The sequence below is a fragment of the Pseudomonas sp. B2021 genome (genome assembly GCF_018135665.1).
Classification (GTDB): domain Bacteria; phylum Pseudomonadota; class Gammaproteobacteria; order Pseudomonadales; family Pseudomonadaceae; genus Aquipseudomonas; species Aquipseudomonas lactis.
Genome location: NZ_SMOF01000001.1, coordinates 5,172,435 through 5,188,370 on the forward strand (window position 1 = coordinate 5,172,435; position 15,936 = coordinate 5,188,370).

Annotated in this window: 10 protein-coding genes; 2 read left to right on the forward strand and 8 right to left on the reverse strand. The window is 62.1% G+C overall.

Features of this window, described 5'->3' with window-relative positions:
* The first annotated feature begins 2 nt into the window (after positions 1-2).
* Positions 3-347 carry a cupin domain-containing protein gene (locus E1K68_RS23330; RefSeq protein ID WP_003230905.1) on the forward strand — a complete coding sequence of 115 codons (345 nt, stop codon included), beginning with the start codon at positions 3-5 and terminating at the stop codon, positions 345-347.
* 109 nt (positions 348-456) lie between these two features.
* Here E1K68_RS23330 and mmsB read toward each other — a convergent pair whose 3' ends face one another.
* Together mmsB and E1K68_RS23340 are read right to left on the reverse strand one after the other, a co-directional pair.
* Positions 457-1,341: a 3-hydroxyisobutyrate dehydrogenase gene (gene mmsB / locus E1K68_RS23335; RefSeq protein WP_137203853.1), complete on the reverse strand. Its 885-nt coding sequence runs from the start codon at positions 1,339-1,341 to the stop codon at positions 457-459.
* Between the two features lie 15 nt (positions 1,342-1,356).
* A complete protein-coding gene (locus E1K68_RS23340) occupies positions 1,357-2,874 on the reverse strand; it encodes a CoA-acylating methylmalonate-semialdehyde dehydrogenase (RefSeq protein ID WP_003194117.1) in 1,518 nt (505 codons plus the stop codon).
* A gap of 133 nt (positions 2,875-3,007) precedes the next feature.
* On the opposite strand from E1K68_RS23340, the gene E1K68_RS23345 reads away from it, so the two are divergent.
* Positions 3,008-3,955, forward strand: coding sequence for a LysR family transcriptional regulator (locus E1K68_RS23345; protein ID WP_137203852.1), 948 nt, complete (start codon positions 3,008-3,010; stop codon positions 3,953-3,955).
* Between the two features lie 127 nt (positions 3,956-4,082).
* Here the strand turns inward: E1K68_RS23345 and E1K68_RS23350 are convergent, their stop codons facing one another.
* From E1K68_RS23350 to recC, 6 genes are all read right to left on the reverse strand, one after another.
* Positions 4,083-4,571: an OmpA family protein gene (locus E1K68_RS23350; RefSeq protein ID WP_047711781.1), complete on the reverse strand. Its 489-nt coding sequence runs from the start codon at positions 4,569-4,571 to the stop codon at positions 4,083-4,085.
* Positions 4,572-4,576: 5 nt separating this feature from the next.
* Positions 4,577-5,839 (reverse strand): diguanylate cyclase, encoded by a 1,263-nt coding sequence (locus E1K68_RS23355; RefSeq protein ID WP_169856368.1) that lies wholly within the window; start codon positions 5,837-5,839, stop codon positions 4,577-4,579.
* The gene (locus E1K68_RS23360) at positions 5,836-6,402 is read right to left on the reverse strand and encodes a YfiR family protein (protein WP_003194125.1); all 567 of its coding nucleotides are present in this window, start codon (positions 6,400-6,402) and stop codon (positions 5,836-5,838) included. Before E1K68_RS23360 ends, E1K68_RS23355 begins: the two co-directional genes overlap by 4 nt.
* Positions 6,403-6,543: 141 nt before the next feature.
* Positions 6,544-8,613: an exodeoxyribonuclease V subunit alpha gene (recD, locus tag E1K68_RS23365; protein ID WP_212614715.1), complete on the reverse strand. Its 2,070-nt coding sequence runs from the start codon at positions 8,611-8,613 to the stop codon at positions 6,544-6,546.
* Positions 8,610-12,281: an exodeoxyribonuclease V subunit beta gene (gene recB / locus E1K68_RS23370; protein WP_212614716.1), complete on the reverse strand. Its 3,672-nt coding sequence runs from the start codon at positions 12,279-12,281 to the stop codon at positions 8,610-8,612. The genes recD and recB overlap by 4 nt, the downstream gene beginning before the upstream one ends.
* A complete protein-coding gene (recC, locus tag E1K68_RS23375) occupies positions 12,278-15,730 on the reverse strand; it encodes an exodeoxyribonuclease V subunit gamma (protein ID WP_212614717.1) in 3,453 nt (1,150 codons plus the stop codon). The genes recB and recC overlap by 4 nt, the downstream gene beginning before the upstream one ends.
* Between the last annotated feature and the right edge of the window lie 206 nt (positions 15,731-15,936).

Genomic DNA, 15,936 nt, shown 5'->3' on the forward strand with positions numbered 1-15,936 from the left:
ACATGTCCAAGCCCATCACCGTACTGCGCGACACCCACCCACTGCCGGTCCTGGATGCCTGCAAATGGGAAAAGCTCGAAGGCGACCCGCACACTGTCAACCTCAACGCCTACACCAGCGAAGACGGCAGCAAAATTATGGGCACCTGGATCTGCACACCGGGCAAGTGGTACGTGGAATACGTGAAGTGGGAATACTGCCATTTCCAGGAAGGCTACTGCGTGATCACGCCTGAAGGCATGGAGCCGATCCACCTGCGGGCTGGGGATATCTTTGTGGTGGAACCGGGGATGAAGGGGACGTGGGAAGTGGTCGAGACGGTGCGTAAGTATTTTGTGTTTGCCTGACCCATCCCCGTCCCTGTAGGAGCGAGCTTGCTCGCGAAGATCGCCAACGAAAACGCGCTCATCCAGGATGAACGCGTTGCTCTCACATTTTTCGCGAGCAAGCTCGCTCCTACAGCTTGCGATAGCTGTTGATGATCGCCGAGAAGTCTTTACCGCCCTCCCCGCGCTGGCTCATCGACTGATACAACTGCTGGGCCACCGCACCGAGAATCACCGGCTGATGCGCCTGGCGCGCAGCCTCCGTCGCAAGGCCCAAGTCCTTGAGCATCAGGTCGGCACCAAAACCACCGGTATAGCCACGCGATGACGGCGCGGTTTCGATCACGCCCGGCCATGGGTTGTAGGTGTCGGAGCTCCAGCAACGCCCGGTGGAGCTGTTGATAATGCCCGCCAGCACTTGAGTGTCGATACCCAAGGCATCGCCCAGGGCCATGGCTTCGCTGACACCGACCATACTGATGCCGAGCAGCAGGTTGTTGCAGATCTTGGCGATTTGCCCAGTGCCGACGTCACCGCAGTGCACGATGTTGCGGCCCATCTGCGCCAGCACCGGTTGCAGGGTGGCGAACAATTCCGGGTTGGCGCCGACCATAAAGGTCAGCGTCCCGGCCTGGGCACCGCCGGTACCACCAGAGACCGGTGCATCGGCCACGGCCACGCCTTGTTTCGCCGCTGCTGCCGCGACATCACGGATGGTTTGCGGATCGATGGTGCTGCAATCCACCGCTGGGATGCCTTTGCCGATGCCGGCGAGTACACCGTCTTCATTCAGCCATACGCTGCGCACGTGAGCGGCGGCCGGCAGCATGGTAATCACCAATTCGGCGCCTTGGGCGGCGTCACGCGGTGAACCGCTGATAGTGGCGCCCAGTTCGGCGAGCTCCTTGAGTACGGCCTGGTTCAGGTCGAACAGGTTCAGCGCGTGGCCAGCCTTGATCAGGTTGCGGGCCATGGGCGCGCCCATGTTGCCCAGGCCGATAAATGCAATCTTCATGCTCGTCTCCCAGGTTCAGCGCAGGTTGATGGTGGTGTTGACGCCATCGTTGACCGTGTTGTCGTCGAACCAGCGGCTGGTGACGGTTTTGGTCTGGGTGTAGAACTGCACCACTTGCTTGCCGTACGGGCCGAGATCGCCGAGCTTGGAACCGCGCGAGCCGGTGAAGCTGAAGAACGGCACTGGCACCGGGATCGGAATGTTGATGCCGACCTGGCCCACATCGATCTCGCTCTGGAATTTACGCGCCGCCGCACCGCTCTGGGTGAACAGACCCGTGCCGTTACCGAACGGGTTGGCGTTGACCAGGGCGATGGCTTCATCGAGGGTATCGACTTCCAGCACCACCAGCACCGGGCCGAAGATTTCTTCGGTGTAAATGCGCATGTCGGTGGTCACGCCCGAGAAAAGGGTGGGGCCGACAAAGTTGCCATTCTCGAAGCCCGGTACTTGGATGTCGCGACCGTCCAGCTCCAGCTTGGCGCCTTGTTTCACGCCGCTTTCAATCAGTTCCAGGATACGTGCCTTGGCACGCTTGGAGATCACCGGGCCGACATCCGTGCCCGCTTCACTGCCGGCATTGACCTTGAGCTTTTGTGCCAGCGCCTTGAGGTCTGGCAGCCACTGCTTGGCCGCGCCCACCAGCACCACCACCGAGGTGGCCATGCAACGCTGGCCAGCCGCGCCGAAACCGGCGCCGACCAGGGCGTTGAGGGTGTGCTCACGGTTGGCATCCGGCAGCACCACCGCATGGTTCTTGGCGCCCATCATCGATTGCACACGCTTGCCGTGTTTGCCGGCCAGGTCGTAGACATGGGTGCCCACAGCCGTCGAACCAACGAAGGACACCGCCTTGATGTCTTTGTGAGTGCACAGTGCATCCACCACGTCCTTGCCGCCATGCACCACGTTGAGCACGCCGGCCGGTACGCCGGCTTCCAGCGCCAGCTCCACCAGCAGCATGGTCGACAACGGGTCTTGCTCGGAAGGCTTGAGGACGAAGGTATTACCGCAGGCAATCGCCATCGGGAACATCCACAGCGGAATCATCGCCGGGAAGTTGAACGGAGTGATGCCGGCACACACACCAATAGGCTGGCGCAGGGTGTAGGTGTCCACACCGCCGGCCACGTTCTCGGCGAACTCGCCCATTTGCAGGGTGCCGATGGAACAGGCGTGCTCCACCACTTCCAGGCCACGGAAAATATCGCCCTCGGCATCGGCAATGGTCTTGCCCTGCTCGGCGCTGAGGACCACGGCGATACGCTTGGAGTGTTCACGGATCAGGGCTTGCAGCTTGAGCATGATGCGCATCCGCGCACCGATCGGCGTCAGCTTCCAGGTCTGAAAGGCGCGATGGGCGGCGTCGATGGCAGCGTTGACTTCATCGGCAGTGGCAAACGGGACTTTGGCCAGCACTTGTTGGGTGGCCGGGTTGACGATGTCTTGCCACTCGGTGGTCTTGGATTCGACCCACTCGCCGTTGATCAGCAACTTGACCTGTTGCACGGAAATATCGGCAGATGCGTTCATGTGGTCTCCAGAATCTTGTAGTTATGCAGAGAACCAAGGCGTTGAATCGCCTTGAAGAATGAGGCGTTCGGACTGTTTTTGGAGTATAGATGTGCAAACTTCTAATAAGAACGCACATAAAAGCCGGTCCAATATGCAAAAAAACATCACCTCCCTGGGCGCCCTGAACTGGGATGACCTGAAGTTTTTCCTCGAAGTGGCGCGCACCCGCAAGGCCAGCGTCGCCGCCAAGCGCCTGGCGGTGGACTACACCACCGTGTCGCGGCGCATCAGCTCTCTGGAAGTGTCCCTCGGTACGCTGCTGTTCGAAAAATCCCGGACCAACGGCTTCGTGCTCACCAGCGAAGGCCAGCGGTTGCTGGGTTACGCCGAATCCATTGAAAGCACGCTGCACATGGCCTGCGAACAGGTGTCCGGCTCCGGCGTGGCACTGTCGGGCCATGTGCGCATGGGTTGCACCGAAGGCTTCGGCAGCTTCTTCGTCACCCCGCAACTGAGCCATTTCGTCGACACTTATCCTGCGATCTCGGTGGACATCCTGCCCCTGCCCCACTTCATCAGCCTGTCCAAGCGTGAAGCGGACATCGTCATCGCCCTGGAACGCCCGGAACACGGGCCGTATGTGTGCTGCAAACTGTGCGACTACACATTGCAGCTCTACGCCACCCAGGACTACCTGGACCAACACCCGCCGATCGGCAAACCTGCGGATTTGGCCGAGCATCCCTTTATTAGCTATGTGGATGATCTGGCCTTCAGCTCGGAGTTGCTGTACCTGGCCAATGTGGTGCCCGGCGCCAGCGCCAGCCTGCGCAGTACCAGCGTGATCGCGCAGTACGTGGCGGCCCAGCAAGGCCGGTCGATGGCGATATTGCCGTGCTTTTTGGCGGCGCAGGATCCGCGCTTGCTGCCGGTGCTGGGGGAGCAGATTACGATTACGCGGCAGTTCTGGATGTATTGCCGGGAGGATTTGAGGAAGTTGAAGCGGATTACGTTGTTGTGGGATTACATTCGAGAGGTGACGGAGCAGAACCAGGGGTTGTTGATGGGGCAAACGCGGGAGATGCGTTTTGCCGACTGAATGTGGGAGCTGGCTTGCCTGCGATAGCGGTGTATCAGCAAAAGCTATATCTACCGATCAACCGCCATCGCAGGCAAGCCAGCTCCCACATATTGAATGCATTTCAGCTGGGGGTAGGAGAACCCGCTTAGTCTGCGATCACTACAATTGATACCCGACGATTCTCGGTGCGGCCTGCTGGGGTCGTGTTCGGCGCCACCGGCTCGCTGCTGCCCAGGCCGCGCAGTTGGATGTTTTCTTCTTTCATGCCCACGCGGGTCAGCACCTTGCCCACGCTTTTAGCGCGGCGCAGGGACAGGGCCACGTTGTAGGGTTCTTTGCCTGAGGCGTCGGTATGGCCGTCAACGCGCACGCGCTCGATGCCGGCGCCAACCAGGGCGCTACCGATGCGTTCGACGATGTCGGTGCTGGGTTTGTTGAGGGTTTCGACGTCGCTGCCAAACAGCACTTTGCCGGACAGGCCGAAGGCCCAGCCTTCATCGGTCAGCTCGAAGCCTTGTTGCTTGAGCACGGCGACTTGCGCCGGGGTCAGGCCTTTGGGTGGCGTCTGGCAGCCGCTGAGGGCCAGGAAGGCCACGAGCAAAGAGATAAATAAAACGCGTGTGTTAGCGAACAAGGGAATCAACTCCTGTGTTGAACGTTGGCGACGGGGTGCTCCGACTCCGCCGTTTGCTGGCCGCCCGAGGACAGTCGTTTGGCCTGGTACATCGCCGCGTCGGCGGCGTTGAGCAAGGTGCCGGGTGTGGCGCCATGCTCGGGATAAATCGCAATGCCGATACTGAGGGAGGTCAACACCTGGGTGTCTCCAGGCAGTGGAATCGGCATATCCATGCTGGCAATGATTTTGTCGGCGATGCGCTGGGCGTCTTCGGCCTTGTGCAGGGGCGCCAGCAATACCGCGAATTCATCGCCGCCCAGGCGCGCCACCAGGTCGTCCTCGCGCAGTTGCGCCCGCACGCGGTCGGCAACGGCCACCAGCACGGCGTCGCCGGCGGCATGGCCAAAGCGGTCGTTGATGTCTTTGAAGCGGTCGCTGTCGAGGAACAGCACCGCCACCCGCTCGTTGACCTTGGCCGCGCTGCGCAAGGCGCGGATCAGCCGGCCTTCGAAGAACGCGCGGTTGGGCAGGCCGGTGAGGCTGTCGTGGCTTGCCTGGTGGGCCAGGGTTTCGTTTTCGCTTTGCAGGTGAGTCTGCCAGGCGCCCATTTCGCCGAGCAGGGCATTGAAGTCACTGCCCAGGCTGTCGAGCTCGGCGATCTCTGCCGGGGGCACACGACGGTCAAAGTCGCGCTCGCTGCGAGCGGCATGGGCCACGGCAGCGAGGCTTTGCAGCGGCCCGGTGATCCCGTCCAACAGTCGCCTCGACAAGTGCAAGGCCACCCAGGCACTCAGGGCGGTGCAAATCAGGATCCCCGCCAGGCCACTGAGCAAGAAGCGCAGCAGGCTGCCGCCATGCCCGGTCAGGTGGATGCTGCCGACCGTTTGCCCTTGATGAAGAATCGGTTGATTGATGGGCTGCTCGAGCAAGGCATGCGCCAGCTGAAGCTCAACCTGCGACAACATGCCGGTGTTCGGCCGCACCCATTGCGCCAACAGCTTGCCTTCATCGTCGAAGACTTCGGCCTGGGCAACCTCTTCGGTGGAGGCGATCAGGCTCAGGGCTTCGGTGGCCGCCGAACTGTCGTTGAACACCACGGCCGCTTCCACGGTGTAGTTGATGGAACGTGCGATCAAATGCAAGTTGTGCTCGGCGTAAACACGTAGCGCCAGCACGCCAAGCAAAGTCAGGGAGACGCTGGCCAGGGTCACCGCCACCAGCGCCAGGATCATGTGCCCCCGGCCAATGACCGAGCGCAGAGTCGGCCGCCCTTTAGCGAACCTCATGGCGCAGGCGCTCGACGGCGCGACAGTTGCAGCACGCTAGGGTGAATGCGCACGCCGCTGCGGGCAACGGAGTCCAGGTTGACTTCGAACGATACTTGCTCATCGCTCACCCGCAGGCAAAACAGGCTGCCTACGGTGCATTGGTCACCGCCTTCGCTGATGCTGAGCACCGGGTGACCAATCAACGACGTGAACAGCCGGTTGCGTTCATCCATGCTCAGCTTGCCGATGTAGACCGCGTCGCAGGCACTGACGATATCGGGATGGTCGGCCAGCAAACGGCGCACCGACACCGGACGACCAGTGGCTTGTGTTGTGCCCTTGATCAGGTCGTCGGTGTACTGGGTGGGCCCGACGATGCACAAGCGCAACGTCTGCGGTTCAACCGGCCAACGGGCGTAGCTGAGGATACCGAGCACCACTTGGGTGACCGCCTGGGCACGATGCTCGGCCAGGCTGGGCGTCTGCGCAAATACGCGCGGCGCAAGCAGGCACAGCACCGTCACCAGTAACAGGCGTCTCCAACTCAAACTGCGCGCTTTGGGCGAGACAGCCACGTTCATGCAGCGATACTCTCAAGGGTTTTCAGGGTGATGCCGCAACGATAGCACAGCGGCGGACATCCCCACGAAGCACAGCATTCGAGGGGTTCGCTATTTTTTCAGAAAAATCAGACGTCTGAATGAGAAATATCGCCTGACCTATCAGTCATTTTTTTCAGACAGATGGTCCAACTCCAACATCAATCCACTTAGGCGCTTGACCTTGCGCCGTACTGCTTCCTCAAACACACCGCCGCGCGGCTCGATCAGGCTGAACCAGCGCTTGGCACGGGTGATACCGGTATAGATCAGCTCTTTGGTCAGCACCGGGTTGAGGGCATCCGGCAGGATCAGCGCGGTGTGAGTGAACTCCGAGCCCTGGGATTTGTGCACGGTCATGGCGTACACGGTTTCCACATCATTCAAGCGGCTGGGCAATACAAAGCGCACACCGCCCTGGCCATCGTTACGTGGAAAGGCCACCCGCAGCACGTGGGGGCCGCCGTCGCTTTCGGGCAATTTCAGCGCGATGCCGATGTCGCCGTTCATCAGGCCCAGGCCATAGTCGTTGCGGGTCATCAGCACCGGGCGGCCTTCGTACCACTGCTCGTCACCTTCGATCAGGCGTACTTTGCGCAACGCCGCGGTGATGCGCAGGTTGAGCCCTTCAACGCCCCAGGGGCCTTTGCGCACGGCGCAAAGCAGCTGAAACGCGTCGAAGGCGTGCAGCAATTGTTGCGCCCAAGCGGTCCAGGCTGGATCGTCACGCGGTGTGTCGGCAGAGGGGCGTGCCGATTGCAGCAGGTTCAGGTAGTAGCGGTAACCCTGGGCGCCATCGCCTTGCCCGTCCAGGACCAGGCGCTCAAGGGCGTGGTCATGTTCGCCCTTGAGGCTGACACAGAACAGGTCGTCGTGACGGCCTGCGGCTAGTAGCTGGCGGGCCTCTTCGGCATTTTGCTGGTTGACCCAACGCGCCAGTTGGCCGATACCGCTGCCCTCACCGAAGCGGCGCGAATAGCGCAGCATCACCACTTGCTGGGCCAGGGGATGGCTGCCATCGAGGTCTTCCTGGAGGCCGCTGGTGCTCAGGTCTTCACCGCTGACGGCTTGCAGCCAATGGCGAGTCTGCGGGCTGTACCAGCCAGCTTCGGCATCGCGGCACAAATCGCCGAGTACGGCCCCCGCTTCTACCGAGGCCAGTTGGTCCTTGTCGCCCAGCAACACCAGGCGTGCGTGGGGCGGCAGAGCGTCGAGCAGGTTGGCCATCATTTCCAGGTCGATCATCGAGGCTTCGTCCACCACCAGCACATCCAAGGGCAACGGGTTGCCCAAGTGATGACGGAAGTGCCGAGTGCCCGGACGACTGCCCAACAAGCGGTGGACCGTGGTGACTTGGGTCGGGATTTTTTCCCGCACGTTGTCGGGCACTGTCAGTGACAGCACTTGCTGGCTGATGGATTCGGTCAGGCGGGCAGCGGCTTTACCGGTGGGCGCGGCCAGGCGGATGCGCAACGGGCTGCCGGACTCCACGGCGGGCGCCTGCAACAGCGCGAGCAGGCGCACCACGGTGGTAGTCTTGCCGGTACCGGGGCCGCCGGTGACGATGCTGAAGGCGCCGCGGGTCGCCAGGGCGCAGGCGAGCTTTTGCCAGTCAATCACCCCATTGGGCGCCGGTTGGTCGAACAGGCGATTGAGGCGTTGCGGCAGATCGGCGGTGGCGTCTTCCACGCTGGCCAGGCGCAGGCGCAGGGCGTGGTCGATACGCCGCTCGTAGGTCCAGTAACGGCGCAGGTACAAGCGCTTGCCGGACATCACCAACGGGCGGCTGCGGGCCTCCTCGCGGCCATCGACGGCCAGCGCGACCAACGGGCTTGAAGCCAGGGCATGGCACCAATGGCCGCCATCCAGGCCGTGCAGCAACTGCGAGGGCAGCAGCATGGCGCCGGTATGCAGGTCGCCTTCGGGCGGCAACGACAGGGCAAAATCCGGCGCTTTGAGGGTTTCGAACACATCCAGGCAGACGTGGCCATGCCCCAGTTGATGGCTGGTCAAGGCCGCCGCCAGCAGCACCAGCGGATCGGCGTTTGGGTCCAACTCGTACAGGAAGCCGACGAAGGCTTTGTCCAAGGCCCGCAGCCAACCCCGCTCGACCCAACGTGCAAGCAACTGCAGCAGGTCGGGGGCGCGATCAAGGGGCAAAAGCGCCTCCAGCGGTAACGGTGACAGGCTCATAACAGCACTCCTTGTTCCCAGGCAGGCTCAACCTTGGGTGGGATGGGCTTGCCCTGGAACAACAGGTCCAGGCTTTCGATCAACTCACGGGGCGGCCGGGTGAAATACGCGCCCTGGCTCACCGACTGGCTACCGCGCAGGAACAGATACAGGGCACCGCCGACGTGCTGGTCATAATCGTAATGCGGCAGGCGCGCCTTGAGTTGGCGGTGCAGGGCCAGCAGGTAAAGTACGTATTGCAGGTCGTACCGATGCTCGAGAATCGAGTGTTCCATGGCCTCAAAGGTGTAGGCCGAGTCGTCAGGGCCGAGCCAATTGGATTTGTAGTCCGCCACGTAGTAACGGCCATCGTGCTCGAACGTCAGGTCGATAAAGCCTTTGAACATGCCGTTGAGCAGCACCGGTTCGGCGGCCACGCGGGACACGCCGCCATGGGTGTGCTGGCACACCAGTTTGTCGAGGGCGAGCACGTCGACGGTGTGACTGGCGAACCAGAATTCCATCTCGATCTGGTACTGCTGCAGGCCGCTGAGGGCGAAGCGCTCGTTGTGCAGGGGCAGCGGCGTTTGCAGCAGGTGCTCCAGCCAGCCGCTGAGGGTGACGATCCAGCCTTCCCAGTTGCGGCGGTTACAGCGTGCGCCCACGGCTTTTTCGATGGCCTCGGGCGTCACGTTGAAACCTTCTTCACCGGCCCATTCCAACAAGCCGTGAAGAAAGGTGCCTGGGTTGGGACCGCGTGGGAAACGGTGAATATCCCCGCCGGACGCGACCGTTTCCCGAGGGGCATCGGGGTCGAGGCGTTCGTCATCGAACAGCTTCTGGGCCTGTGGGCTTTCCGGCGCTTCAAGGCTGGTGGCGCTCATGCTGTCGCCAATGCGCAAGGCGCTGTAGGAGGCAATCCACCAGTTTTCTGCGGCCTTACGCACAGGCAGCAATGGCGCGAGCAGGGTCGCTTGATTGCGCGGCGGATGGAACAAGACGTCTTGGGCGTCCGGCACAAGGTCATAACGGATGGCCGCGCAGCCTTGCTGCAAGTCCAACAACCAGCGCGCCAGACCTGCTGATTCGCCCAACGACGCGCCGGCTCCCAGCAGATAGCCCAGCGCTGAGAGGTGCAAGACCGAGCTGCTGTTATTACCGCGTTTGAGGTCAGCGATGCCCAGCCAGCAGGCATGTTTGGCGCGGGTCAAGGCCACGTAGAACAAACGCAGGTCTTCAGCCAGGCGCTCGTCATCGGCTTGGGCGATCAGCTCGGCCGTGGGTCGTAGGCTGACGTGGGACTTGCCCTGTTCATCGTGGTAATGCAGCGGCAAGCGACTGCCGTCCACGGGCTTGGCCGAACAGATGAACGGCAAGAACACCAAGTCGTATTCCAGGCCCTTGGATTTGTGGATGGTCACCACTTTGACCAGTTGCTCGTCACTTTCCAGGCGCAGGATCTGTTCTTCACCGGCCTGCCCCGACAGCGCCAGATGCTCGGCCAAATGACGGATCAACGCCTGCTCGCCATCCAGTTCCGAGGCGGCCTGTTGCAACAATTCACTGAGGTGCAACAGGTTGGTCAGCACCCGCTCGCCATCACTGCGGGCGATGAGGGTTTGCGGTAGCTTGAAGTCGTGGAGCAGGCGACGCAGCATCGGCAACACGCCTTGGGTACGCCAGATGGCACGGTAGCCACGAAACTGCATCACCCGCGATTCCCACGCCAGCTCGTCCTGGTTCAGACGCTCCAGCTCCGCCAGGGACAGGTTCAGGGTGACGCAGGCCAGGGCCGCCCTTAATGGCCGTTCGACGTCCGGTTCCGCGCAAGCCTTGAGCCAGGCCAACAGGTCATGGGCTTCCTGGGCGGCAAACACCGAGTCTTTATCCGACAGGTACACACTGCGCACGCCACGGCTGGCCAGTTCGGCACGTACGGCTTGGGCTTCCTTGCCGTCGCGCACAAGGATGGCGATGTCTGACGGCAACACGCCCTTCAAGCGCCCCGCTTTCACAAAGCCTGCGCTGCCTTGCTGGCCGCCATTGAGCAACGCAACGATCTGCGTGGCGCAGGCGGCGGCCAGTTGCTGACGGTAAACCGCGTTGGAAATCGGCTGGTCGGTGGGCAGGTGCCAAAGGTTCATAGCCGGCAGCGTCTGGCCGTCGACCTGCAACTGCTCGCTACGGCCTTGGGACAGTACCGAATGGAACGGCACTGGGTTGTCGCCATCGGGTTTTCGAAACAGAAACGCACCACGGGCGGTTTCAGCACGCTGGAACACATGGTTCACCGCCTCGACCATCGCATGGCTGGAGCGGAAGTTGGTGCCCAGGGTGTGATGGCGGCCGGTGGTGGCCTGCCGGGCGCGCAGGTAGGTATAGATGTCGGCGCCGCGAAAGGCGTAGATCGCCTGCTTGGGGTCGCCGATCAGGAACAGGCCGCTGTCGAGGTGGTTTTCCTCGATGCGGTAGATGCTGTCGAAGATGCTGTATTGCACCGGGTCGGTGTCCTGGAATTCATCGATCAGGGCCACCGGAAATTGCTCGCGGATCACACTGGCCAGGCGCTCGCCACCGTCTGCCTGGAGGGCGGCGTTGAGGCGGATCAGCATGTCGTCAAACCCCATCTCGGCACGGTGACGTTTCTCTTCCTCGAAGCGTTTGCCAACCCAGCCGGCGGCATGTTGCAGCACCGCCGCGTCGGGCGTTGGCAAGGCGTCGAGGCTGGCTTTGAGGCCGGCCATGGCTTGGATGCCGGGGTGCTGCGGCGGCTCGCCTTTCCAGGCTTCGGCCATGCCATCGGGCGTCAGGCGGGTAAAGCCGGTGCCGATATCCAGTTGTTCCAGAGTTTCGTCAGCGGCCCAGGCGCTGATCTTTTCGAACCAGGGTTCGAAGTAACGCGCTTGCATCTTTCGCCCATCGACCGCTTTGGCGGCGACGGCTTGCAGGCAGATATCCCGCAGCTCGGCGGCCCATTGTTGCCAGGGTGCCTTGAGGGCAACCAGCGCGGCACGGCGTTCTTGCAGGCAGGCGCTGATCAGTTCGGCTGGCTCGCGGGTTTCGTCGGTGGGCCGCTCGCTGCCGAACAATGCACGCACCCGTGGCATCAGCGCCGCGGGGCCACCCCAATTATTGCGCACCCAGTTGAGCGCATCGTCGTGCATTGGGTAGCAGAACAAGCGCCAGTAGTCGCGCAGCACTTCGCCCAGCAGGTCGCTATGGTCGGTTTCCAGGGTTTGTGTGAACAGGCTGCCGCTGTCGAACGCGTGTTCGCGCAGCATGCGCTGGCACCAACTGTGGATCGTCGAAACCGCCGCTTCATCCATCCATTGCGCGGCGATGTCCAGGCGATTGGCACAGGCCGGCCATTGCTGCGGATCATAGTGCTCGCGCAGGTCTGCGATCAGCGCATCGGGCTGTTCGATTTCGTCACGGAAGAAGCGTGCGGCTTCGGCCAGGCGGATGCGAATGCGTTCTCGCAGCTCCTTGGTGGCGGCGTCGGTGAACGTCACCACGAGGATTTGCGGTGGCAGCAGTTCGCGGCCGAAACCGGACTCATCACCGCCGTGGCCGAGCACCAGGCGCAGGTACAAGGCGGAGATGGTGAAGGTCTTGCCGGTGCCGGCACTGGCTTCAATCAACTGGCTGCCTTTGAGCGGGAACGCCAGGGCCAAGGGTTTGCCGATCATGCGTTGGCCTCCGTGCTGGAAAGCGATCGCCAGGGGGCGTTGATCAGCGGGCGATACAGGGTTTCGCACCAGCCTTCGAACTCTTCGCTGGCGACCAGGGCCGCGTAGTCGGGAAATTGCCGCGTGAGGGCTGGCGTTTCGCGGCGTTCGCCGTCAGTGGTGATGCCATCGCCTTCATAGGCTTTGCTCGCAGCCGCTTGGGCCTTGGCGGGGTCAGTCTGGCCGAGCCAGGCGAACGCGGTTTTCACCGCGACAGGTAGCGGTGTACTCATTCCCGTGCGCCAGGCCAAAAGCAGGTTGCCGAGGATTTCCTCGGCGCTGGCCTTGTCCAGCGGGGCCAACAGTAAGGTGTCGTCACTGGCTACCAGACCGGTGCTCAAGGGCAGACCACAGGCGCAGGCCACCACGTGATTGACCCAGGGGCGGATGAGGCGATGCCACTTGCGTGTCTTGATCGAGCCAATGCTGTTGGGGATGGTGGTGACGCTTAACAGCCCGCCATCACTGCGTCGGTGCAGGCCGCTGATCCAACCTTCCAGCTGGATGCCCTGGTACGCAAAGCTGATCGGTTCAGCCCCGGTATGCGGGGTGGGCCACAGCGCCAGAAGGTCTTGATAGCGTTGCACCAGGTCTGGCAGCGGCTCGATCAGTTCGTTACGCAGGCATTCACCGAAACCGACCATCGGCAGCAGGCCGCTGCCTTGCAGGCGCAGGGCCTGGGCGTTGAGCGCCTGATCGAGCTGATCGGGTTGGGTGAGCGCCGCGTTCAGCAGGCTATCGCTGAGGCTGTAGCGTTGCAACGCGTCCAGCACGAAGGGTTCTTCGTCAGCCAGCGGCACTTCGGCGGCTTCGAAGAATACTTTCAGGCGCTGGCTGAAGAAGTGCTTGACCGGGTTGCGCAGGAAATCCTGTAACTGGCCGAGGCTCAGGGGTTCTTCCTGTTGGTGAGGGGTCAAGCCTTGCTCTTGGGTGATGACCGCTGGTGCCTGATGCAGCAATTGCCATTCGCGGGCATAGCTGAACAGTGAATCGCCTTCGTGGAAGTAGCGGGCGCTGAAGGGTTGCAGCGGGTGCTCCTGGGTCATTGCGTCGAGCAGCGGCTGATCGTTGTTGGCGTGCTGCCAGCCGCTGGCCAAGTGGTCGCGCAGTTGGCCGATCAGTACCGAGGCCGGGCGATCGCTGTTGTCACGGATGCTGCGGCCTACCCAGCTGATATACAGCTGGTCACGGGCAGACAGCAGCGCTTCGAGCAGTAAGTAGCGGTCGTCTTCGCGGCGAGAACGGTCGCCGGGGCGGTAATCGCTGCCCATCAGGTCAAAATCCAGGGGTGGCTGGGCCCGCGGGTAATCGCCGTCGTTCATGCCCAGCAGGCAAACCAACTTGAACGGGATCGCACGCATGGGCATCAGCGTACAGAAATTGACCGCCCCCGCCAGGAAGCGCTGGGACAGGCGCCCCTGATCCAATCCGGCCAGCCATGCCTCACGTACTACCGTAAGGGGTAGCTCGTCTTGCAAGCCGACGGACTCGCAGGTTTCCAGCCAGGTTTCTCTTAATTGTTCGAGCTGTCCCAGCAGATAGTCATCGTGCTCGCTGCTGGGCAGGAAAAACAGCTGCATCAAGCGTTGTAGACGCTCGCCCCAGGCCTGTGGGGAGGCGGGTTCTGATAACGCCTGATGGGCATCGTTCAAGGCATCGAGCAAGGCGACCAGCGGGCCGATCAAGGCCGCATCGAGGCCACCGATTTCGTCATACGGCTCGATACCGCCGCAGGCCGAGCCAGTGCCGACGGCATAGCCCAGCAGCATACGGCGCAGGCCGAATCGCCAACTGTTTTGCTCCAGCTCCGTGGGCAGGCCTAAACCGGCGCGTTGCTCGGCGTTCAGGCCCCAGCGGATGCCGGCGCCTTCGATCCAGCGATGCAAGGTGGGCAGGTCACGCTCTTTGATGGCGAAGCGTTCGCGCAGGGCCGGGACGTCGAGCAGGTCGAGGATTTCGCTGACGGGGAAGCGGCTGTCGGGGAGTTTGAGCAAGTGCTCGACGGCGATCAACAGCGGGTCGCGACCACGTTGGCCTTGGTCTGTAAGGGTGAAGGGGATAAAGCGTGGGTCATGGCGTTCGAGCTGGCCGAAGACCGCGCGAATATGCGGCGCGTAGCTGTCGACGTCGGGCACCATGACGATGATGTCCCGAGGGCGCAGTGTGGGGTCGGCGCTGAAGCGATGAAGTAATTGGTCGTGGAGGATTTCCACTTCGCGTTGGGCGCTGTGGGCGATATGGAAACGGATCGACGTATCGCGTTGCAAGTCGACAGCGGGCCAGAGCTCACGGGTTTCATTCAACGGGCGCAGTTCGAGGATATCGTCCTGGAGTTGGTTGAGGAGCGTGGTGGGTTCGCTGTCGCTGAACAGGTCAATACGGCCGTCGCGAAATGCGGCGCGGTAGCTGTTGGGGTCGTCGTAGCTGTCCAGCAGACTGATGTAATCACGGCCCTGCTTGCCCCAGGCAGCGAGCAGCGGATGGGCGTGCTGGTGCAAAGTTTGTGGGTCGATAGTGACGGGCATGCCCGTTTTGCGCGCCTGGCGTTTGTATTCGTTACGCAGCAAGTCCTTGTCGGCGACGATGTCCGACCAATGATGGCGGCAGGGGTTATGCACGCAGAGCAGGACTTGGCTGAAACGAGCCAAGCCCGCCAAGGCTTCCAGCGCCTGGGCCGGCAGCGATGAGATGCCGAAGACAATCACCCGGGGAGGCAAGCCGGGAGGTGCTTGTTCAAGGCTGTTGATGCGCTCGATGAAGCGCTGATGAACGCCGGCCCGGCTTTCGGCCATGCCTGATTCACCTACATCCAACAGCAGCGCGCGCCATAGCTCGGCTTGCCAGCAGTTGGCTGGGTTGAGCGGTTTGGAATCGCCTCGACCATTGCGCAGTTGGTGCCGGCCTGCGGCCCAGTCTTCCAGCCAGTCAGCACGGTAGACCTGGTATTGGTCGAACAAGTCAGCCAGGCGCTCGGCGAGTTGGTAGCGTTTGCGCAGGTCGGTGTCTTGCGTCAGGAAGCGTTGCAGCGGCTCGAAGTGCGGTTGGTCGATCAACTCGGGTAACAGGCGCATGAGGCGCCAGGTCAGCGGGGCTTTATCAAGCAGGGACTTGGGCGGGATCTCATCACGGCCCAAGACCATGCGATAAAGCTGCCACATAAAGCTGCCAGGCAGTTGCACGTCGATAGCTGCGGCAATGCCACAGCCGCCCATATCATCGGCTTGCGGGTCTTCGGCCAAGGCCAGCTTGAGCCACTGGGCAATGCCGTTGCTTTGTACCAGGGCGATTTCGTTTTCCAAAGGCGCCAGCGGGTAACGGCGCATCCAACTGACCACCAGGCTTCGCAGCTCGTCCAGGCGGTTGCCATGAACCACCATGAATCCAGGGCTGAGGGACGTCGCGTCCGGCATAACGGCTTCCTTGGGAAAAGCAAAATCGAGGGATGGACTTTAGCACTGTGGTGCACGGGGCGGACACAGGACGAACAAGTGTACGGGGACAAGGTGGACACTTTTCGAGCGCCCAAAACAAAACCCCAACTGCTTTCGCAATTGGGGTTTCGGAATTTAATCTTGACGATGACCTACTCTCACATGGGGAAACCCCACACTACCAT

Bases quoted from the DNA above. Each gene is read 5' to 3' on its own strand.
- E1K68_RS23330 (WP_003230905.1), top strand. From the start codon at position 3: ATGTCCAAGCCCATCACCGTACTGCGCGACACCCACCCACTGCCGGTC.
- mmsB (WP_137203853.1), bottom strand. From the start codon at position 1,341: ATGAAGATTGCATTTATCGGCCTGGGCAACATGGGCGCGCCCATGGCC.
- E1K68_RS23340 (WP_003194117.1), bottom strand. From the start codon at position 2,874: ATGAACGCATCTGCCGATATTTCCGTGCAACAGGTCAAGTTGCTGATC.
- E1K68_RS23345 (WP_137203852.1), top strand. From the start codon at position 3,008: ATGCAAAAAAACATCACCTCCCTGGGCGCCCTGAACTGGGATGACCTG.
- E1K68_RS23355 (WP_169856368.1), bottom strand. From the start codon at position 5,839: ATGAGGTTCGCTAAAGGGCGGCCGACTCTGCGCTCGGTCATTGGCCGG.
- E1K68_RS23360 (WP_003194125.1), bottom strand. From the start codon at position 6,402: ATGAACGTGGCTGTCTCGCCCAAAGCGCGCAGTTTGAGTTGGAGACGC.
- recD (WP_212614715.1), bottom strand. From the start codon at position 8,613: ATGAGCCTGTCACCGTTACCGCTGGAGGCGCTTTTGCCCCTTGATCGC.
- recB (WP_212614716.1), bottom strand. From the start codon at position 12,281: ATGATCGGCAAACCCTTGGCCCTGGCGTTCCCGCTCAAAGGCAGCCAG.
- recC (WP_212614717.1), bottom strand. From the start codon at position 15,730: ATGCCGGACGCGACGTCCCTCAGCCCTGGATTCATGGTGGTTCATGGC.